This window comes from Flagellimonas beolgyonensis, from assembly GCF_003992615.1.
GTDB lineage: Bacteria > Bacteroidota > Bacteroidia > Flavobacteriales > Flavobacteriaceae > Flagellimonas > Flagellimonas beolgyonensis.
In genome coordinates this window covers 80,051-101,886 of record NZ_RZMY01000017.1, presented here as the reverse complement: position 1 = coordinate 101,886, position 21,836 = coordinate 80,051, and the positions used below count along the sequence as shown (strand labels likewise).

Here is a 21,836-nt window from a genome sequence, read left to right as displayed (position 1 = left end):
CAATAACCGTACAAGTTTCTTGGGAATTCACTTATTTTTGCCAGAAGTAATGATGGCAACAGAAGTAAAACAAACAACCAGGGCCCAGGAATCCACCAATGCCATAGAGCGATTGTACATTACCATGCGGCATCTGCTCAACCGTGGTTTTTACAAACCCTCCGGGGTATCGGGAAATGCCTTAAGGAATGCCCTTTTATTGTTGAGGCCTGAAATTTATGGCACCATTGCCGAGGACAAGGCAGAACTCAACGGACTTATCTATGTTTTGGAGCGATTGCCTGAAGGCATCGAGGAATGTCGATTCATTAACCTTACCTCGGACGAAGGATTCTCCAAATCACATTTAAAACCCATCATACCGCCCAAACGGAGAAGGAACTGTTACCGCATCGATGACGAACAAATGAACATCGAAATTACTCGTGGGCGCAGTGACATTTATGATATTCTGACCCACTTGACGTTTTTGTTCATCGAATCCGGGAAAATCTGTAAAAGGGTTTTGGTTGATGATGGGAATGCTACCATTCGAGACTGGGACAAGTTGACCGAGTTTGTATTAAAAGAAGAAAAGACGGATGATGAAAGGGAAGTGGCCCTGATTCATTTGGCCAACATTTTGAGCCGCACCTTTGAAGAGGTGGGCGAGATGTACCATAAACTTAAAACGCCCGAGGACCCCGACCGCTTTTTGAATGTAATGTATTGGCTGGGCAAATTGGCGATAGAAGAAGAGACCACCGGAAACAAGCGGACGATTACCTTTAGCCCGTTATTGCGCGAACGTCTGGGACACCATTTGCACGGGGATAAGTGGGCCTCCACCATCAAAAAAACGTTGATGGATAATGGATTGTTCCATAGGCCATTGCACATTATCAGCGCCAATATGCACAGTGTAATGAACTCCCTGTTTGCACGCAAGGCACTTGCCAAGGAATTCCCAGATGCAGAGTCCCTGAAGATATTTGAATCATTGGGATCGGAAAAGCACAAGGCACTCAATCAAAAAGTGCAAAAGCATGCCGAACAGAACGGGATGATTTTCTTGGACGATAAATCAGGGACCAACATTGATGTTCAAATATTTGATACCGCCAAGTTTGGCGATGGCAATTGTTGCTATGATTTGCCCAAAGATATCGGTGAGGATGAAAAACCTGTTATATTTGTCATGGACTATGCTTTTGGCGAGCAGGCTTATGAGACCATTGATGAGTTGTTGAAGCCGCTTGAGCAAGATGACCAAAAACATTTCTTGAACGTGGATTCGGTTTCCATAATGGGGAAGGCCGGTATCTTGGAGGGTGGCAAGGGAGACCTCATGATCCCATCGGCCCATATTTTTGAGGGCACGGCGGACAACTACCCATTCAAGAACGAATTAAGTGCCTCGGATTTTGAAGGGCACGGCCTAAAAGTTTTGGAAGGCACCATGGTAACCGTTTTGGGAACCTCGTTGCAGAACAAGGATATCTTGAAGTTTTTCCACGAATCAACTTGGAATGTGATCGGTTTGGAAATGGAAGGGATCCACTACCAAAAAGCAGTTCAATCAGCCTCACAAATACGAATGAGCATCAAAAAAGATGTGAAGGTACGTTATGCCTATTACGCCTCGGACAACCCGTTGGAAACGGGAAGCACCTTGGCATCGGGCGGTTTGGGTACAACGGGCGTGAAGCCCACATATTTGATAACAGACAGAATATTAAAACAGATTTTCAATTCTTAGATTATGGCAGAGCAACCAGTTAATCAAAATACATCGGATGAAATCGATTTGGGGCAGTTGTTCCAATTGATTGGCAAAGGTTTCAATAAGTTGGGAATCTTCTTTTTGCGCGTTTTCCTGTATTTAAAAAAGAATGCAGTTACCCTTGCCGCTCTGGTAATATTGGGAGGTGCCATTGGTTACGGGTTAAAATTTATCTCAACTGATAAAATGCAGATAGATGTAATTGTACGCCCAAACTTGGAGAGCAAGGATTACCTGTATGACGTCATTTCAGAAATTGAATCCAATATCAAAGCCAAGAATGAATCTTTTTTTGGGGAAATGGGAATTTCGCTGGAAGAAATAAAGGGGTTTGAAGTTTCGATTGAGCCTGTAAATAAGGACATGGAAAAGGCTGCGGAAAAGCAGCTGGAGTATTTGGAAATACTTCAAAAGTTCCAAAACACAGATTTGGTTTCTGATGTTTTACGAGAAGAGTTGCTAAAGAATACGGAGCTAAATCATAGAATATCTTTCAAATTCAAAGAAACATCTGGTGGTAATGTTGCAAAAAAGCTGATTGATTATATTAATTCAAACAACTATTTTAAAGAACTTTTGGCGGTTCATACGGAAAATTCGGTTGCGAGAATCAAACAAAATGAAGTTTTAATTGCTCAAATAGACACCATTATAAAAGGGTACTCCGAAAAACTGAGTAAACCTGAAAATACATTGGATTCAGGTAGGCTGGTTTTGCAAAATGAAGAAAGTTTAAATGTTGCGGGACTACTGAGTTTCAAATCAAGGTTGATAGAAGACATTGAAACTAGAAAAATGGAGCTTAAAGAATTGACAAGCCCGATCGGGGTTATCAATTTTGGCAAGCCACATCAAGTGAAAAAAACATTTTTTGGAAAGAAAATCATACTCATACCGATTGTATTGGTCTCTCTGTTTTTTCTGATATCAATATTGCGCTATCTTAACAAGAAAGCAGCTGAACTTGAAGTTTAACCAAGCATAGCGGGTGTTTTTAATGGGCAAGGTCATTGTCACGGGATCTGAAGGTCAATTGGGGAGGACATTGGAGGAATTGTCTCCTAATTTTGATTGTAATTTTTATTTTACTTCGTCCACCGAACTTGACATAACCAACCCAAAGAGCATAGAATCTGTGTTCCAAAAAGGCCAATACAATTATTGTATCAACTGCGCTGCCTACACCAATGTGGAACAATCCGAAATAACACCAGTGCTTGCTTTTAAAGTAAATGCCGAAGGAGTTAAGAATTTGTCTAAAGCATGTAACAAATACAATGTTACCCTCATTCACATTTCAACAGACTATGTTTTTGATGGTAATAAAACAAGTCCATACACGGTTCAAGATGTCCCCAACCCCATCAATCAATATGGCAAATCAAAATTGCAAGGAGAGGAATATATTCGAGCAATATTGCGCAACCATTACATTATTCGGACCTCTTGGTTGTATAGCAAAAAGTATGGACACAACTTTTACCGGACAGTGCTTCAAAACGCAAATGAAGGACAAGAATTGCGAATTACAGATGCACAAAAGGGTTGTCCTACAAATACCGAGAACCTGGCAAGGTTTATCATTGAAGAAGTTTTGACAGGGAAGGTCCCTTTTGGGACCCATCATTTTACCGATGGAAAAGCAATGACCTGGTATGATTTTGCCAAACAAATCCTTAAAGAGAACGGATTGGCCGACAAGACGAGCTTAATATTGGACAGGAATTATCGTACTTTAGCCAAAAGACCCCAAAACAGTGTGCTAGTTTGACGGAATCTGCCAAAAATTAGAAACCGATAATCAAAAATCTGGTATAAAACTATCCTGAATGGGAGGACAAGTCCAAAAAAACATATTAATAACGGGAGGCGCCGGTTTTATTGGTTCGCATGTGGTTAGAAGGTTTGTCACCAAGTACAGGGCATATCGTATATATAATCTTGATGCCCTTACCTATGCCGGTAATTTGGAAAACCTTAAGGATGTTGAAAACCAGCCCAATTACTCGTTTATAAAAGGTGATATCACGGATGTTGATATGATTAATGCCTTATTTGATCGGCACAAGTTCGATGGGGTAATCCATCTAGCTGCGGAATCTCATGTTGATCGTTCCATCACAGACCCATTATCTTTTGTGAAGACCAATGTGTTGGGCACCGTAAATCTTTTGAATGCATCCCTAGAAATTGCAAAAAACAACCAGCAATTCAAATATTACCATATTAGTACCGATGAGGTCTATGGCACCTTGGGGAACACCGGGTTGTTTTCGGAAAACTCCCCATACAACCCCAATTCACCTTATTCAGCCTCCAAGGCCAGCTCTGATCATTTTGTGAGGGCCTATGGAGAAACCTATGGTCTTCCTTATGTCATTTCAAATTGTTCCAATAATTATGGGCCCAATCAATTTCCCGAAAAATTGATTCCCCTTTTCATCAACAACATCATCCATAACAAACCGTTGCCTGTTTATGGAGATGGCAATTATACCCGGGATTGGCTTTATGTGAAAGACCATGCCGAAGCCATAGATCTGGTTTTTCATTCCGGTAAGTTGGGCGAAACCTTTAACATTGGGGGTGGTAACGAATGGAAGAATATCGATTTGGCCAAAATGCTGTGCCGAATAATGGATGTGAAATTGGGCAGGCAGGAAGGCCAATCAGAGCAATTGATCACCTTTGTAAAAGATCGGCCCGGCCATGATCTAAGATATGCCATCGATGCATCCAAAATTGAAAATGAATTGGGATGGCGGCCATCAGTTACTTTTCAAGAAGGGCTCGATCGCACCATTGATTGGTATTTTGAAAACCGGGAGTGGCTGGAGCACGTAACTTCAGGAGATTACAAGGATTATTATAAAACCCAATATCAAGAATAAGTGTAATGAAGGGAATTGTATTGGCAGGAGGAACTGGAAGTAGATTGCATCCGCTTACCCTAACGGTGAGCAAGCAGTTGATGCCCATTTATGACAAGCCAATGATCTATTACCCAATATCTACCTTGATGTATGCTGGCATCCGGGAAATATTGATTATATCCACTCCAAAAGACTTGCCGCTTTTCAAGGAATTGTTGGGCGATGGAAATAAATACGGGTGCTCCTTTTCGTATGCCATTCAGCCCGAGCCAAAAGGTTTGGCAGAAGCTTTTATTATTGGCGAAACATTTATTGGCAATGACAAAGTGGCCTTGATTTTAGGCGACAATATTTTCTATGGTACTGGACTGTCCAAATTAATGAAGTCCAATAACAACCCCGTTGGTGGTATTATTTATGCGTACCGGGTCAACGACCCAGGCCGTTATGGTGTTGTGGAGTTTGATGAAGATGGGAAGGCCATCAGCATTGAGGAAAAACCGGAAGAGCCCAAATCCAATTATGTGGTACCAGGCATTTACTTCTACGACAACGAGGTAGTTTCCATTGCAAAGAACATCAAACCAAGTAGAAGAGGCGAATTGGAAATAACCGATGTGAACAAGGAATATTTGGATCGGGGCAAGTTGAATGTCAGTATCATGGACCGGGGAACCGCATGGTTGGATACGGGGACGTTTCAGGCATTGATGCAGGCCTCCCAGTTTGTAGAGGTTATTGAAGAGCGGCAGGGGACTATAATAGGCTCAATTGAGGCAGCGTCCTATGAAATGGGCTATATTTCCAAAGAAGAATTCAAACAACTGGCCCAGCCTTTGTTGAAAAGCGGGTATGGAACCCGTTTGTTGGGTATTTTGAACAGAGAAGTATGATAATGGCCACAGAAACAAAACTCAAAGGGTGTTTTATTTTGGAACCAACGGTTCATAAGGATGAAAGAGGGTATTTTTTTGAAAGCTATAATCATAAGGATTTTTGTAGGGCCATCGGTCTGGAAGTAAACTTTGTCCAGGATAATATTTCCTTTTCAAAAAAGGGTGTGTTACGTGGACTTCATTTTCAAAAAGGCGAACATGTCCAAGCAAAGTTGGTAACGGTGTTACAGGGAAAAATTCAGGATGTGGTGGTGGATTTACGTAAAGATTCCCCTACATTTGGTCAGCATTTGTCCATAGAACTTAATGCTGAGAACAAAAAACAGCTCTTTGTTCCAAGAGGATTTGCACATGGATTTTTAACCTTGAGCGAGACTGCCATGATTATATATAAATGTGATAATTACTATGAGAAAGGAGCAGAGGGAGGGATAAGATATGATGACATCGTATTAGCGATTGACTGGTCGATTACCAAAAAAGAAATAGTCAGGTCATTAAAAGATAGGTTATTATCGTCTTTTAAAGAAGTGACGAAGTAATTTTTGAACCTGAACTATTTTAAAAATAATCCAGATTATAAAACTATTTTGAAAATGAATTCGATTCTGTCATTGATTGGTAGAGAAAGTGAACTCTTTACTCAAGATATAAACAGCCATGAACACAGCTTAAGAGAAGAGGTAGAGAGCTCCAGTTTTTTGGTTTTGGGTGGAGCCGGATCAATTGGTCAAGCTGTTACCAAAGAAATATTCAAAAGGAATCCCAAAAAGCTACATGTTGTTGATTTGAGTGAGAACAATCTTGTTGAGCTGGTCAGGGATATTAGAAGTTCTCACGGATATATTCAAGGTGATTTCAGAACATTCGCTCTTGATATAGGCTCTATTGAATATGATGCTTTCATAGAAGCAGATGGCAACTATGATTATGTTTTAAACCTGTCAGCGCTTAAGCACGTTAGGAGTGAAAAGGACCCATTCACATTAATGCGAATGATTAGAGTGAATATCTTTAATACAGATAAGACCATTCAACAATCCATTGCTGGAGGTGTCAAGAAATATTTTTGTGTTTCTACAGATAAGGCTGCCAACCCCGTTAACATGATGGGAGGTTCAAAAAGGATAATGGAAATGTTTTTGATGCGTAGAAGCGAGGAAATCCCAATTTCGACAGCCCGTTTCGCCAATGTTGCATTCTCAGATGGATCATTATTGAATGGATTTGATAATCGGATACAAAAAAAACAACCCTTGGTTGCTCCGAATGATATCAAAAGATATTTTGTAACCCCCAAAGAATCCGGTGAACTTTGTTTGATGTCTTGCATATTTGGAGAGAACAGGGATATTTATTTTCCAAAATTGAGTGAGGAACTTCATTTAATTACATTTTCTGAAATTGCACAAAGATATCTGCGAAGTTTGGGTTACGAACCTATTTTGTGCAATACTGAAGAAGAGGCCAGAGCATTGGCCAACACGCTCCCCGATCAAAGGAAATGGCCATGTCTATTCGTAAAAAGTGACACAACAGGTGAAAAGGATTTTGAAGAGTTTTTCACTGAAAATGAGCAACTGGACATGGAACGTTTCGTTAATCTTGGGGTAATTAAAAATAAGCTGGAATATGATTCACAAATGATTCAAGAATTTGAAAGGAACATAATGGCAATGTTGGACAACAAGGTTTGGAACAAAGAAGATATTGTTTCGCTTTTTTATGAAATGATACCCAATTTTGGCCATCAGGAAAAGGACAAATATCTCGATAGTAAAATGTAAATAGTAAAATGTTCAAGGAAACTATAGATTTTATTCGTGGGTTGTACAATCACAAAGAGTTTGTTCCTTTACACGAACCTTTTTTTAACGGTAACGAAAAGGCCTATTTAGCAGATTGTATTGATTCAACCTTCGTATCAAGTGTTGGCAAATATGTAGATAGTTTTGAGCAATCAATGGTTGATTTTACAGGAGCAAAATATGCCATTGCCACAGTAAATGGAACAGCCGCCCTGCACATTTCGCTTTTACTATCCGGGGTAGGGAGAGAAGATGAGGTAATTACACAACCCTTAACATTTGTGGCAACTTGCAATGCAGTAAGCTATATTGGAGCGCACCCCCTTTTTATTGATGTTGATCTCGATACACTAAGTTTATCTCCAGAAAAGCTAGAAGAATTTTTGGTGAACTACACCGAACAACAAGATGGGTTATGTAAAAACAAGGTTTCTGGAAGGACTATAAAGGCCTTGGTGCCGATGCATACATTTGGTCATCCCGCAAAATTGAAAGAGTTATCAGAATTGGCATCCACACACAATATAACCTTGATAGAAGATGCGGCGGAATCGTTGGGAAGTTATTACAAAAATAAACATACAGGTTTATTTGGAGCAATGGGCACCCTGAGTTTTAACGGGAACAAAACTATTACGACAGGAGGTGGTGGAATGATAATTACGAACGATGAAGGTATAGCAAGGCGGGCAAAGTATTTAACAACAACAGCAAAAGTTCCCCATATATGGGAATTTTATCATGATGAAGTCGGATACAATTACAGATTACCCAATTTGAATGCCGCACTAGGTTGCGCTCAAATGGAGCTTCTTCCAAAAATTCTTGAAAACAAGCGCAGTACAGCCCGTAAGTACCAAGAATTCTTTAAAAAAATGGATGAAATTGATTTTATAGCTGAGCCAGCTGAGTGCGAAAGTAATTATTGGTTAAACGCTATAGTGTTAGAAAACAGGGAGACAAGGGATAGTTTTCTGGAAGCCACGAATCGTAATGGCATAATGACCCGTCCGATTTGGAAATTAATGAACCGTTTACCGATGTATAGGAATACTTGGAGCGGTGATTTAGAAAACTCAGAATGGCTGGAGCAAAGAGTGGTTAACATTCCAAGCAGTGTAAGATGAAAGAATTGATTTTACTTGGAGGTGGAGGACATTGTGAATCGGTCATCGATGTAATACACAGCATGGGTGAGTTTGCCATTAAAGGAATATTGGACCCATCATACAATCAAAATGTGCCTCAGGAAGTATTGGGCTATCCTATTATTGGGAATGACGATCAAATTGAAAAATTAATATCTGAGGAGTATCAATTTGTTATTACAGTCGGCCAAATTCAACATAGTGTACTGAGGGAAAAATTATATTACAAAGTAGTTTCCAAAGGGGGGAAATTGCCCATAATAAGGTCTAAAACTTCATATATTTCTAAAGAAGCGACCATTTCTGAGGGAACAGTCATTCATCATAATGTGTTTATTAATGCCAAAGTAAATTTGGGCAGGTGTTGTATTGTTAATTCTGGATCAATAATAGAGCATGGCTGTTCAATCGGCGATTTTTGCCATATTTCAACGGGGACTATTTTAAATGGCGAAGTTAGTTGCGGAAACAGAGTTTTTATTGGAAGTGGAACAGTGGTGAATCAATGTATAAAGATTGGCGGCAATTCGGTGATCTCCTCAGGAAGTTTAGTGCGAAAGCATGTTATGGGTAATGGGGTTTATGCAGGTAATCCATTAAGTAAAGTCAAATGAAGAAAGTACTTATTATTGCAGAAGCTGGTGTTAACCACAATGGCGATATTGAATTGGCAAAAGCTTTGATCGATGTGGCAGCTAACGCTGGCGCCGACTATGTTAAGTTTCAAACATTCAATTCCAAAAAATTAGCAAGCAAAAATGCCTTAATGGCGGATTATCAAACCAAGAATACAGGGAATCAAAGAAGTACGCAATTCGATATGCTCCGAAAGCTTGAGCTCTCGAAAGAAAGCCATTATCTGCTTAAAGAATATAGTGAAGTAAAAGGAATTCAGTTTTTATCCACTGGTTTTGATTTGGAAAGCCTACAATTTTTATTCGATTTTGGTTTGGACCTGTTCAAAATACCTTCTGGAGAGATAACCAACCTCCCCTATCTAAAAAAAATTGGAGGTTTCGGTAAGCAAACGATTCTCTCAACTGGGATGGCCGATATGATTGAGATATCAGATGCTCTGAACGTACTCACAGCGTCAGGAACGAAAAAGTCGGACATTACCATTTTACATTGCAATACTGAGTATCCTACCCCGATGCACGACGTGAATTTAAGAGCAATGAAAACAATTGGCAAGGAACTGGACGTCAAAATAGGATATTCGGACCATACGTTGGGAATTGAAGTGCCCATTGCCGCTGTGGCCATGGGAGCAACGGTGATCGAAAAACACTTCACTTTGGACAGGAACATGAAAGGTCCAGATCATAAGGCCTCTTTGGAACCGGATGAATTGATAAATATGGTACAATCAATTCGTAATATAGAACTTGCTCTGGGTTCTTTTGAAAAGGCACCAACCCGAAGTGAATCGAAAAATAAAATAATTGCAAGAAAGAGCATTGTGGCCTCCAAAAACATCAAAAAGGGAGAATTGTTTACTGAGCACAACCTTACAATTAAAAGACCGGGAAATGGCATTTCACCCATGAAATGGGACCAAATATTAGGTACAAGAGCGGCAATCGATTACAATGAGGACGACTTAATATGAGGAAGATAGCTATCGTAACGGGAACAAGAGCAGATTATGGTTTGCTAAGGCCATTAATATTCGCCATTAAAGAAGACAGCGAACTTGAGCTCAAATTGTTGGCAACAGGAATGCACCTAATCCCTGAGTTTGGAAGTACCTATAGAGAAATTGAATCAGATGGCCTCAGTATTGATGTAAAGATAGAGGACGGATTGGATGGGGATTCGGCCAAATCAATAGCAAAGGCAATAGGACGAGCCATAATTGGATTTGCGGAAGCCTTTGACGAGTTAAAGCCAGATTTGTTGGTTGTTTTAGGGGACCGAACGGAGATTTTAGCAGCTGTTACTGCGGCCATTGTAGCATCGATTCCAATTGCACATATACATGGGGGAGAAACCACCGAAGGGGCCTACGATGAATTCATTAGACACGCTATAACCAAAATGAGCCACTTACATTTTGCCTCAACCGATTGTTATAGGAATAGAATCATACAAATGGGCGAACACCCTTCCAGGGTTTTCAATGTTGGTGCAATCGGCATTGACAGTATAAAAAGTCTTGATCTGTTGCCCAAAAAGGAACTTGAAAAATCCCTTGACCTAAAATTCAATAAAACAGCTGTACTAATAACCTTTCATCCAGTAACTTTAGAAAATTCTACAGCAGAAGAACAGTTTAATGCATTATTGCAGGCAATAGATGAAATAAAAGACTGTACGCTGATTTTTACAAAAGCCAATTCCGATAAAGGAGGAAGGATTATTAATCAAATGATTGATGATTATGTTAACAAAAACAAGCTTAAGGCCGTTGGTTTTGCATCATTGGGGCAACTCCGATATCTGTCGACGCTCCAGTTTGTCGAATTCGTGATAGGAAATTCTTCAAGTGGTATATTGGAAGTGCCATATTTTGGAATACCAACGATAAACATTGGGGATCGACAAAAGGGAAGATTAATGCCAGTTAGTGTAATAAATTGCAATGCGGAAGTGAATGAAATTAAAAATGCGATACAAAAGGCAAGCGACCACAATTTTGTCAACAATATTCGATTGCAGCAAAATATTTATGGAAATGGATCGGCGACCCAGCAAATCCTAAAGGAGATTAAATCCCATAATTTGATAAACTTAAAGAAAGTTTTTTACGACATTAATTAAAAAAGGTATATGAGAAAGCTACTTATCCCAAGTAACAAATCAATCTATGAAGCCTTGATTCAGCTCAATAATATTGAGGAAGACGTAAGCCGTTTAATTCTTTTTGTAATTGATGAAGACCATAAGGTGAAAGGTTCCTTGACTGATGGAGATATACGACGGGTACTTATTCGAAACAAGGATTTAAACCAACCGGTTGAAGAAGTTTGTAATAAGGATTTTATCCATGTCAAGGAGCCAGTATCCTTTATCAAGGTAAGTGACTACCGCAAAAAAAACATAAAAATGCTACCTATTTTGGATAAAGATGGGCGTTTTGTAAGGCTTGTTGATGTTGACAAGATTGAAGCTGAATTACCGATCGACTGTGTTATTATGGCAGGTGGAAGAGGTAAGCGTCTGAGTCCGCTTACAGATAGTGTTCCCAAGCCAATGTTGCCCTTAGCTGGCATACCTATCATTGAACATAACATAAACCGGTTAATAACTTATGGAATAAAGAAAATCTATATTTCGGTAAGGTACCTTGGGGAACAAATTCAAGAATATTTCGGGGATGGTAGTGCCAAAGGAATATCAATAGAGTATATCTGGGAGGAGAAATCTTTGGGAACCGCTGGTGCGCTATCCCTTGTGCAACAATTCAACTATGAACATATTTTGTTGATGAACAGCGATTTATTCACTAACGCAGATTATGAAGATCTTTACATACAGTTATTAAAGACCAAAGCGGATATGGTTGTAGCTTCAACTGAATATAAAGTGGATGTGCCTTATGCTGTTTTTGAAACAAATGGGGATGAAGTGAAGGGTTTCAAAGAGAAGCCTTCCTACATATATCAGTCCAATGCAGGGATTTATATTTTCAAGAAGGAGCTTGTTGCCAAAATCCCCAAAAATGAATTTTATAATATTACAGATTTAATGGAAACGATTGTGGATGAGGGAAAAAAACTGGTTTTCAATCCAATCGTTGGATACTGGATTGATATAGGCAAGCCATCTGATTATGTGCAGGCCCAAAATTTTGTAAAACATATCCAATAATATTTTGATTTCTTCAAACAATATTTTGGTTGTAATTCCCGCTAGGGCCGGATCAAAAGGGATACCTGGTAAGAACATAAAACTATTGGGGGATAAACCATTGATTGCCCATAGTATTGAAATCGCTAAAGCAATTGTTCCTATGGAGGACATTTGTGTATCCACGGACGGCATCGACATTAAACAGGTAGCAGAGCAATTCGGCATATCAGTGCCCTTTATAAGACCGTCCAGTTTGGCCAGCGATACTGCCGGCACATACGAAGTACTTTTACATGCGCTGAATTATTTTGAGTCAAAGGGCAAAAAATACAATATAGTAGTACTTTTGCAGCCAACATCACCCTTTAGAAAATTAACCCATGTGAAAGAAGCATTGACAATATATGAGGAGGAAATAGACATGGTGGTTTCGGTAAAAGAAACCAAATCCAATCCATATTATAATCTTTTTGAAGAGAAAGGAGGTTTTTTGGAGAAATCAAAAAAAGGAGATTTTTCAGGCCGACAAGAAATCCCGAAGGTATATGAATATAATGGGGCAATTTACATTATAAATGCAAACGCCCTTAAAGAAAAACCGATTGGGAAATTCACAAAAATAAAAAAGTATGTTATGGATGAGCTTTCTTCTATGGATTTGGACGAAATGTTGGATTGGAGGATAAGTGAATTCTTATTGAAAGAAGGAATAGTAACATTATGAATACAGTAAGAACCATAGCGCGTTTGGATGTAAAAGGACCCAATTTGGTAAAAGGAATCCATTTGGAAGGTTTGCGCGTATTGGGCCAGCCGGAAGATTTCAGCAAATTTTATTATCAGCAAGGTGCCGATGAATTGTTTTATCAAGATGTGGTTGCAAGCCTTTATAACAGAAATGGGCTTCACGACCTTATTTCCAATGTTGCCAAATTTAGTTTTGTTCCCCTAACTGTGGGCGGCGGGATCCGATCTATCGAGGACATTAAGACCATGCTGAAAGCAGGCGCGGATAAAGTTGCCATCAACACCGCTGCAATCAACAATCCAGGACTAATTACAGAAGCCGCTAATACTTTTGGGTCGTCAACAATAGTTGTAACAATTGAAGCCGCAAAGCAAAGTGATGGCAACTATCTTGCCTTCACTGATAACGGCCGTGAATATACCGGTGTTGAAGTGGTGAGTTGGGCACAACGAGCCGAAGAATTGGGCGCCGGGGAATTGGTAATTACCTCTATAGACAAAGAGGGTACCGGAGAAGGGTATGATTATGACCTACTTGAACAGGTGACGTCCAAAGTGACCGTTCCAGTAGTTGCACATGGAGGAGCGGGTCAACTGGATGATATTGGCAAAGCTGTCAAATATAACGTAAATGCTTTGGCCTTTGCTTCCGTACTGCATTATGATTTTCTTAAAAACAATACCCCTTCAACCTCAAGTAAAGAAGGAAACACAGAGTTTTTAAAAAAGGGAATGGCCTTTGGCAAAATCAGTCCATTTAGCATAGAACAAATAAAATCTTACATGGTGTCACATCAGATACCATGTCGAACTTTATGAGAAACATGACAAACATCAAGTTGGCTATTGTAGATTATGGTTCAAGCAATCTCTATAGCGTTATTAACGCTTGCAAATATTTTGGTTTTGAAGTTGATATCACCGACAACCCTCAAATGATACGAAATGCAGATGCTGTCATCCTTCCAGGGGTTGGGGCTTTTCAACAGGCAATGAAAAACCTTGAAAGATTGGATTTAATTGAACCTATCAAAGATTTTGTTGAAAGTGGGAATCCTTTTATGGGTATTTGCCTCGGCTTACAATTGTTGTTTGAAAGTAGTGAAGAGTTTGGGGCTACCAAAGGATTGGGACTGGTAAACGGAACCATCCGCAAGTTTCCCAATGATTTGGAAAAAAATTTCAAGGTTCCACAAATTGGGTGGAATACTATTGTAGATCCGAAAAACGGGAATTGGGAAAACTCGCCCTTAAATAGTTTAAAGTCCGAAGAGTTTATGTACTTCGTGCATTCGTACTATGCAGATATTGAAGATATTGGAGCAATATCTTCCCTTACAACATACAATGGGACCAACTATTGCTCATCTTTGCAAAAAGACAATATTTTTGCAACCCAGTTCCACCCAGAAAAGAGCGGGGAAAAAGGATTGGAGATTTACAAAAATTGGTTTAATAGTTTTTAATATAAATAATAAGTAAAGCATGAATGCAAATCCATTAGATACTCCATTTAAAGAGCGCGTTGAAAAAGGATGGTATAACATTGATATTGAGCCAAAAGACCGTATTGCTTTTTATGGATTGCCAGTTGATGTGAAATTCTGTGAAAAATGTGTGATGTCCAATCAACGCCCAACATCCGCCATAGAATTTAAACACACCAATAAGAGCAAGAAGACAACAATGCATTTTGATGAGCATGGGGTTTGCGATGCTTGTAGAACTGCCGAGAAAAAGGAAAACATAGATTGGGAAGCAAGGGAAAGAGAGCTTGTAAAGTTATTGGACAAATACAGGAGATCGGATGGGGGGTATGACTGTTTGGTTCCAGGTAGTGGCGGTAAAGATAGTGCTTATCAAGCCCATATATTGAAGTATAAGTACGGCATGAACCCTTTAACCATTACGTGGCCTCCAATTTTATATACGGACTATGGTTATGAAAACTGGAAAAATTGGATTGATACAGGAGGGTTTGACAACTATTCGTTCAGGCGTAATGGAAATGTGATGAAACTTCTGACCAAGCTTTCCATTGAAAACCTTTTCCATCCCTTCCAAACCTTTATTTTGGGACAAAAAAACCTTGCACCAAAATTTGCTGCTAAGTTTGATATACCTCTAATTTTTTATGGAGAAAACGAAGCAGAATATGGGAACCCAATTGCTGATAATATAACCTCGTTAAGAGACAAGTCATATTACAGTTTTACCAACATTGATGATATTTATCTTGGAGGCCTATCCGTAAAAGAAATACAAGAAAAATATGATATTAGATTATCGGATCTAATGTCATTTTTCCCTCCTACAGTGAAAGAGTTGCAAGATAAAAGCATTGAAGTCCACTACCTGGGATACTATCTCAAATGGACCCCTCAAGAAGTTTATTATTATGCCACCGAGAATACTGGATTTAAAGCACGTCCATTCAGAACACAAGGAACATATAGTAAGTATAATAGTATTGACGATAAGATAGATGATCTGCACTATTATACCACATATATCAAGTTTGGAATAGGCAGAACCACTTATGATGCTTCACAAGAAATAAGGAATAGCCATATTAATAGAGAAGAGGCACAGGCATTAGTCAATCGTTTTGATGGAGAGTTCCCAGATCGTTATTTTGGGGATTGCATGAAATATATCGATATGCAAGAGGATCACTTCTTTGAATTGATTGATAATTTTAGGTCCCCACATCTATGGGCTTTAACAGCCGAGGGAGAATGGAAATTAAGGCATACGGTAAATCGATCAGGGATCAATGATTAAATATTAATTTCTAAGGATATCTCTTATCAATAACTACAAGAGTTTCCCAATCGGGGGATTGGGGCAATAGAAAGCAAGGATTTAGACAGAATTAAACAGGTAATATATGCCTTTGACTTTAAAAAAGAATGTACAAGGTTTAATTGCTTATCTTCCCTTGGCTTTTACTTTCCTTTTACCAATAAGTCAAAAATTATCGACCATATGTTTGGGGCTATGGTTTATAGTTGCCTTGGCCACTATAAAAAAAGAAGCTCTTTGTTGGAATGTAGCCTTCTTGATTCCGATCATTTATTATGTGGCGATAGCAATATCATTGTTTTTTTCCGATACATTTGACGGGCATTTTTTAGAACATAAACTTTCTTTTTTGGCACTCCCCATAATTTTTTTTTTAAAAGGAGCGAAGATCTTCAAGGACAAGGTGAGATTACTTCACTTCTTCGTTTATGGTTGCATAAGTGCCATTGGGGTCTGTTTGCTTTTAGCTTTTCTGCGATCCATGGGACAACAAGATGGTATCTTGGTTTTTAGGCCAAAACTTATAGAAGGCTTTTCCACCTACCATTCCATAATATATGGTGGCAACCACTTTTTTGGCAATCATTTTTCAGTTTTGCACCAAACCGTGTATTTCGCAATGTATTTAACCTTTGCTCTAATTATCTTGATTGAATTCCCTTTTAAGAATAAATTACAAACAAGGTCAAGTATCATATTTCTTCTTATTTCAATAGGAATGACGATGAATCGTGCCTCATACATTGCCCTGTTTTTAATTGCCGTTTATTATCTTTTCTTTTTGGTAAAGACCAAATTGGGCCGTGTTGCACTTTTTTGTGCCATTATCTTGTCCGGGATTATTCTGTACAAATCAGACCCAAGATTGGCGAGGATGAAAACCAACGTAGAAAGATATTTCAATCCGGATGGCACGGTCGACGAAATAACCAGTTTAAACAATATTGACCGTAGGCCTTTGCTATGGTATACCGCAGTACAGATAATTCGGGAAAATCCTGTTTTTGGAGTAGGTATAGCTGATGTAAACAAAGAATTGAACAAATATTATCGCAAATTTGAAACGGGAACACTCCAAGATTTAAACGCGCATAACCAATACTTGCAAATGCTTTTGGAACTGGGGATAACTGGACTTTTCCTCTTGGCTCTAATGATGGTGCTGGTTTGGCAAAAAGGAATAGCATATAATCCCCCAAGCTTTGTCTTAAGCTTTCTGTTATTGTTATTGATCAATTTTTTGTTTGAATCTATGTTTAACAGATATTCGGGCTTATCTTTTTATTGTTTTTTTTATTGCCTTATTACCATGGCCCCTGGTAAAAAATTTAGCGAATCAAGAACTGGAACTTCAATTTTAAAATGAATTTATTTTGCTAAAAAAAATTATAGCATTTTCCACTTCCTATGCTATTATAGAGGCCCTTCAAAAGGGGATCATGTTTCTACTCATGTCCCTTTTTACGTATTATATGACCACGGAAGAGTACGGAATTATATCATCCGCACTCATGATTATTCAATTTTTGGCAATCATATTTTCACTTTCCGCTACCGCATCTATTTCCAGATACTATTTTAAATATGCAAATAAGCCTGAAAAACTAAAAGAATTTTTAGGATCTAGCTTTCTTTTTTTATTCATAACATGTCTTGTGTTCTTGGGTGTTTTCATTCTCTTTGGTGAACCACTTTTCACATGGATTTTCCCGGAATTGCCATTTAATCCATATTTAATATGGATTTTTTTGATATGTGTTTTACAACCATTTAATATGGCATACCTGGCGCTTTTAAAGGCGCAACAAAAGTTAAAACGCTATACTTATTTATATTCTATCTTTTACGCACTTCAATTTGCTCTAATGGGCATAACCATAATTCAAAAGGGAATGAAACATGATGGGTACATTCTATCCCTTTTGTTGTCCAATTTATTTTTTATGGTAATTATACTCTTGTTTTTGTTTAAGGAGGTCCGTTTTGTACTTAAAAGAGAATTTATTTCCGAATCTTTTCATTATTCAATATCCTACTTGCCAACAGAGTTGCTTGCAACGATTAATATAATTGTAGATAGATTTTACATATTGGCATTGTTAACACTTTCTGCATTGGGCGTATATCAAATAGCTATTCAGATGGGCGCCATTTTAGTTTTGATTTTTAGGGCTTTGAACTATGCGTATTTACCACATTTCATGAGTATATATGAAAGTGGAAAGAAAGATTACGGAGAGATTTACAGGTTTGCCAATTTTTATGTTCTTATAGCGGTTGTCTTGACAGGTTATGCTTCCATCCTAAGCCCATATTTTATCAAGTATGTATTGGATGAATCTTATATTGCCGCAAAGGACGTTGTGGTTTATATTAATTTTACATACGCATTTAGTAGCATCTATTTCATAAATGTCAACATAATGTCGCTTACCCCCAAATTGGTCAGGGCCAAAACCTTGTTCATATTTATTGGGGGGATGGTCAATTTGGGGTTAAATTTTATCCTAATAAAACAATATGGCCTTGTAGGAGCAGCATTGGCAACACTTATGGGGATTTTTATTACGAATGTACTTTTGGTCTACGGGGTAAAAAAGAAGACCAACTTTGAGTTTAAGAGCCTTAAAAACTTGCTTTATATTCTATTTAGCTTTTTACTAACCTTTTTACTAATGAAGATATCATTGGGAAATGAAGTTTTGGAAGCTATGGTTATGTTGATAGTTTTTTCTATATCCAGCATTCTACTTTTTTGTTTAATTCACCAAAAGCACCCAATGGAAATTCTAAAAGTCAAATTAAAATGAGCTTAGAAGAAATAGAAGATTTGATTTTTAGGATTGAGTCCGAAAACCATAATATCCTTGAAAATTATGGTGAATGGGCCCTTCTCAGAAATAGGTTGTATATGAACCTGTTCGGCGGTTCCAGCAAAGGGGGAAATAAGAGCCGATTTAAAGAAGTGTTCAACAAACATTTTTTTGCAAATCTTTTTTATGGCTTCAAACACTGGTTTCGGACTTATGACACCTTGGTATTTACCAACGACCAATATCGTAAAATAATGAACGGGGCTTATTTTGATAGAGTGATAGACCCTTTCATTAATGAGGGAGAACAAGACAGAACTCTTTTTATATCATTGACAGAAGGTGCTTTCCGACCAACCCATATGATTCATTCCAAACATATTGTTTCACAAACGATTTTGGATTTATTAGGTTTTTTTACCGTTAAATGCCAATTGATTTTCCCGGATAAATATTCACACCTTCAAACCATATTGAACAAATACAATATAGAGTTTGATGTGCTCAAAGAAATGAAACAGTTTCAAGGGTACTATAAGTTTTACAGGTTTTTCTTTAAGTTGAGAAGGCCCAAAAGAATATTTGTGGCCACCTATTATTCTGCCACAAGAAATTATATGGTTAAGGCAGCCAACGATTCCGGCATAAAAGTCATAGAAGGACAACATGGCTTCGTTGGTGATGCTCATCCTTCATACAACTCCGAAATTAGTTTGGACGCTTCTTACTTCCCTGCAGAATTCTGGGTTTTTTCAAGTATTGATAAAAAGGCTTTGCAACGCCGAGGGATTTATCAGCAGCACCAAATAAAAATTAAAGGAGACTATTTTTTGGATTGCCTTAAAAAAGAAGGTAAAAAAAATAACAGCTCATTGGAAGTATTTACCAAAAACTACAATAATGTGGTTGGAGTATCTTTACAAGTGCCCTTGGAAGACAAATATATCCCATTTATTGTCCGGTCGGCCAACTTGGATAAAGAGGTAGGGTACGTGATTATTCCTCGCACATGGGATGAAAAATATGGGAAAATAAAACATTCCGGGAATGTTCTATTTTTAAGGAATTGTGGTTTTTATGAAGCCATTTTTTGGTGTACACATCACTCAACAGTGTTTTCTACGACCGCTTTGGAAGCTCAATATTTAGGCATTCCCAATATTTTGGTTGATATTGATGGTTTTGCGACTAAATATTTTGGATCTTTATTTCCTGTTAAATCAATAATCGAGAGAGAAGAAGATTTTGTAAAAATGATTAAGTCCTAAAAACACAATATTTTGAAAAGGCTTATAGAAATTTCATTGTTGATATTTTTCTGCTTTTTTTTGTTTGTCCCAACAGACATTTTTGGGGTTCCTTTCCTAAAAAGCTACATGCTTTTCTTTGTCCTGTGCGGTTTGTTTTTTTTGCCACTTATAAAAATATATAAATTATTGCCTTTCGAGGCTTCATGGCTATTGCTGATGCTTTACTTGCCTATCACAATATTGTATTGTGATGATTATGCTTCCGCAACTAAAGCGATAATAGGCGAGGCGGCCTTGGTTTTTTTTTATTTCGTTTTCCGTTTTTTTCTTGTTGAAATTGGCCAAAGAAAATTTAATATTATAATATGTAGGTTGGGTAAGTGGTTTTACATTGTTTCCGTGGCCTTTTTTTTATTGGGGACCTATTTTTATTATGTAAAGGGCGTCGACTATATGCCGTTGTTCTATACAGATCAAACGAATCGAGTTTTAGGGGGTATTTTTAGTAAATGGACAAATATGCCAAGACTAACAGGTTTGAGCATGGGGTCATATTCCTTTAACTGGATAAGTTCATTTTTTATTTTGGTTTTTTTACAAAACAAATTATACAAATGGGCCGCTTTTGGATTGTTATGTAGTTTGATGACCCTATCTATGACCTTTGTTGTTTTACTCATTTTTGTCTTGGCTTATATCATTTTCAAAAAAGGAAAGGTTGTCCAAGCTTTATTTGCCGTATTCACCTTCTTGGGCATCGGTTTATACTACTTCTACACCAACCCATGGTTCAACAATGTCATTCAATCAAGATTGGAAAATGCCAAAACGGGGACCGGAAGGTTTGAAATATGGAAGTACGTGTTGGAGAAAGCATGGGAAAAGCCATTTTTTGGCCACGGAATCAATCAGTTAAAAGGTTATCTCGAAGGTTATCATGATGAAACGATACGATCAGCCCATAATACCTTTTTTGAAATTTTTTTTAATGGAGGTTTATTTGGCCTGATACTTTATCTTACTTTTTTAGCAACATTTTTTGCAGCATGTTATAATTTGGACAAACGAGTCAAAGGCTATTATTTTAAGGGTTTTTTCCTTTGCTATTTGGTTTTTGTGTCGGCCAATACTGGTATATATATTTTTGACCCATTGATTTTTATGAGCTTCATTTTTCTTTATCACAAGCACTTTCAGAAATCAGGATATATTGCAGCAAATAGAGGTTAAAACAGATAATTACCAATTAAAATCAGTAAGGAGTTTTGTCTTAAATTTAGAACTGCTTTTTAAAAAGTGTTTGTTGGTACATGATAAATTCTAAATAACAGATTAAAAGCTCAGAGTTTTTATTATAACACCTAATCCCACCTTTCATTTTAATGAATAAATTAATAGGAAGGTGGAAATAAAAGATCCAAGTCCTATGAAGAAACTAGTAAAAGAATTAAAATCATTATTTTTTACTTTTTTGGCCAAAAGGTCAAGTGGAAATTTCAATACTTCCATTAGAGCCAATGGATACACAAGGTTAAGTAAACAAACAAGGGTGGGAAATAACGTCCATTTCAATGGATTGATTGTTTATGGAAAAGGTGAATGCTTTATTGGCAGTAATTTTCATTCGGGTTATGGTTGCAAAATAATCACATCCTATCATAATCATATGGGGGAGGCAATACCATATGACAATACCTTAATAGTCAAAAATGTAATCATTGAGGATAATGTTTGGTTGGGAATAAACGTGATCATTCTGGGAGGTGTAAAGATTGGCGAGGGTGCAATAATTCAGGCGGGAAGTGTTGTCGTGAATGATATAGAGCCACTCGGAATTGCAGGTGGACATCCTGCCAAGGTATTTTCTTGTCGTGACAAGGAAAAGTACTATAGTTTGAAGAAAGAGAGAAAATTTTTTTAAATTTTTATTAGTATACAT

21 protein-coding genes are annotated in these 21,836 nt (G+C 37.9%); all 21 read left to right on the top strand.

Annotated features, from left to right (window positions below):
• Positions 1–49: 49 nt before the first annotated feature.
• The 21 genes from EO131_RS13705 to EO131_RS17450 all read left to right on the top strand — a co-directional run bounded on the left by EO131_RS13705 (position 50) and on the right by EO131_RS17450 (position 21,818).
• Positions 50–1,738 carry a DUF6909 family protein gene (locus tag EO131_RS13705; RefSeq protein ID WP_127023698.1) on the top strand — a complete coding sequence of 563 codons (1,689 nt, stop codon included), beginning with the start codon at positions 50–52 and terminating at the stop codon, positions 1,736–1,738.
• Between the two features lie 3 nt (positions 1,739–1,741).
• The gene (locus tag EO131_RS13700; protein WP_127023303.1) at positions 1,742–2,737 is read left to right on the top strand and encodes a hypothetical protein; all 996 of its coding nucleotides are present in this window, start codon (positions 1,742–1,744) and stop codon (positions 2,735–2,737) included.
• A gap of 22 nt (positions 2,738–2,759) precedes the next feature.
• On the top strand, positions 2,760–3,533 hold the full coding sequence (gene rfbD, locus EO131_RS13695) for a dTDP-4-dehydrorhamnose reductase (protein WP_127023299.1): 774 nt from the start codon (positions 2,760–2,762) through the stop codon (positions 3,531–3,533).
• A gap of 58 nt (positions 3,534–3,591) precedes the next feature.
• On the top strand, positions 3,592–4,653 hold the full coding sequence (gene rfbB, locus EO131_RS13690; protein WP_127023296.1) for a dTDP-glucose 4,6-dehydratase: 1,062 nt from the start codon (positions 3,592–3,594) through the stop codon (positions 4,651–4,653).
• Between the two features lie 5 nt (positions 4,654–4,658).
• Positions 4,659–5,528 (top strand): glucose-1-phosphate thymidylyltransferase RfbA, encoded by an 870-nt coding sequence (rfbA, locus tag EO131_RS13685; protein ID WP_127023293.1) that lies wholly within the window; start codon positions 4,659–4,661, stop codon positions 5,526–5,528.
• On the top strand, positions 5,525–6,073 hold the full coding sequence (rfbC, locus tag EO131_RS13680; protein WP_127023290.1) for a dTDP-4-dehydrorhamnose 3,5-epimerase: 549 nt from the start codon (positions 5,525–5,527) through the stop codon (positions 6,071–6,073). The genes rfbA and rfbC overlap by 4 nt, the downstream gene beginning before the upstream one ends.
• Positions 6,074–6,127: 54 nt before the next feature.
• The gene (locus EO131_RS13675; protein WP_127023287.1) at positions 6,128–7,318 is read left to right on the top strand and encodes a UDP-N-acetylglucosamine 4,6-dehydratase; all 1,191 of its coding nucleotides are present in this window, start codon (positions 6,128–6,130) and stop codon (positions 7,316–7,318) included.
• An 8-nt stretch (positions 7,319–7,326) separates the two neighbouring features.
• Positions 7,327–8,466 carry a LegC family aminotransferase gene (locus EO131_RS13670; protein WP_127023284.1) on the top strand — a complete coding sequence of 380 codons (1,140 nt, stop codon included), beginning with the start codon at positions 7,327–7,329 and terminating at the stop codon, positions 8,464–8,466.
• On the top strand, positions 8,463–9,101 hold the full coding sequence (locus EO131_RS13665; RefSeq protein WP_127023281.1) for an acetyltransferase: 639 nt from the start codon (positions 8,463–8,465) through the stop codon (positions 9,099–9,101). The genes EO131_RS13670 and EO131_RS13665 overlap by 4 nt, the downstream gene beginning before the upstream one ends.
• A complete protein-coding gene (neuB, locus tag EO131_RS13660) occupies positions 9,098–10,099 on the top strand; it encodes an N-acetylneuraminate synthase (protein WP_127023277.1) in 1,002 nt (333 codons plus the stop codon). Before EO131_RS13665 ends, neuB begins: the two co-directional genes overlap by 4 nt.
• Positions 10,096–11,250, top strand: coding sequence for a UDP-N-acetylglucosamine 2-epimerase (gene neuC / locus EO131_RS13655; protein WP_127023274.1), 1,155 nt, complete (start codon positions 10,096–10,098; stop codon positions 11,248–11,250). The genes neuB and neuC overlap by 4 nt, the downstream gene beginning before the upstream one ends.
• A 9-nt stretch (positions 11,251–11,259) precedes the next feature.
• Positions 11,260–12,300, top strand: a complete 1,041-nt coding sequence (locus EO131_RS13650) for a nucleotidyltransferase family protein (RefSeq protein ID WP_127023271.1) — start codon at positions 11,260–11,262, stop codon at positions 12,298–12,300.
• Between the two features lie 4 nt (positions 12,301–12,304).
• Positions 12,305–13,006, top strand: coding sequence for an acylneuraminate cytidylyltransferase family protein (locus EO131_RS13645; RefSeq protein WP_241243855.1), 702 nt, complete (start codon positions 12,305–12,307; stop codon positions 13,004–13,006).
• The gene (gene hisF, locus EO131_RS13640) at positions 13,003–13,848 is read left to right on the top strand and encodes an imidazole glycerol phosphate synthase subunit HisF (protein WP_206512897.1); all 846 of its coding nucleotides are present in this window, start codon (positions 13,003–13,005) and stop codon (positions 13,846–13,848) included. The genes EO131_RS13645 and hisF overlap by 4 nt, the downstream gene beginning before the upstream one ends.
• 20 nt (positions 13,849–13,868) lie before the next feature.
• Positions 13,869–14,495, top strand: a complete 627-nt coding sequence (gene hisH, locus EO131_RS13635; protein WP_206512896.1) for an imidazole glycerol phosphate synthase subunit HisH — start codon at positions 13,869–13,871, stop codon at positions 14,493–14,495.
• A gap of 19 nt (positions 14,496–14,514) precedes the next feature.
• Positions 14,515–15,813 (top strand): N-acetyl sugar amidotransferase, encoded by a 1,299-nt coding sequence (locus tag EO131_RS13630; RefSeq protein ID WP_127023265.1) that lies wholly within the window; start codon positions 14,515–14,517, stop codon positions 15,811–15,813.
• Positions 15,814–15,919: 106 nt separating this feature from the next.
• Complete coding sequence (locus tag EO131_RS13625; RefSeq protein ID WP_127023262.1) at positions 15,920–17,200, top strand: O-antigen ligase family protein; 1,281 nt, start codon at positions 15,920–15,922, stop codon at positions 17,198–17,200.
• Positions 17,201–17,207: 7 nt separating this feature from the next.
• Positions 17,208–18,644, top strand: coding sequence for a lipopolysaccharide biosynthesis protein (locus EO131_RS13620; RefSeq protein ID WP_127023258.1), 1,437 nt, complete (start codon positions 17,208–17,210; stop codon positions 18,642–18,644).
• Between the two features lie 101 nt (positions 18,645–18,745).
• Positions 18,746–19,915 (top strand): hypothetical protein, encoded by a 1,170-nt coding sequence (locus EO131_RS13615; RefSeq protein WP_127023255.1) that lies wholly within the window; start codon positions 18,746–18,748, stop codon positions 19,913–19,915.
• A gap of 108 nt (positions 19,916–20,023) precedes the next feature.
• Positions 20,024–21,127, top strand: coding sequence for an O-antigen ligase family protein (locus EO131_RS13610; protein ID WP_127023252.1), 1,104 nt, complete (start codon positions 20,024–20,026; stop codon positions 21,125–21,127).
• 196 nt (positions 21,128–21,323) lie between these two features.
• The gene (locus EO131_RS17450) at positions 21,324–21,818 is read left to right on the top strand and encodes an acyltransferase (RefSeq protein WP_127023249.1); all 495 of its coding nucleotides are present in this window, start codon (positions 21,324–21,326) and stop codon (positions 21,816–21,818) included.
• The last annotated feature ends 18 nt before the right edge of the window (positions 21,819–21,836 follow it).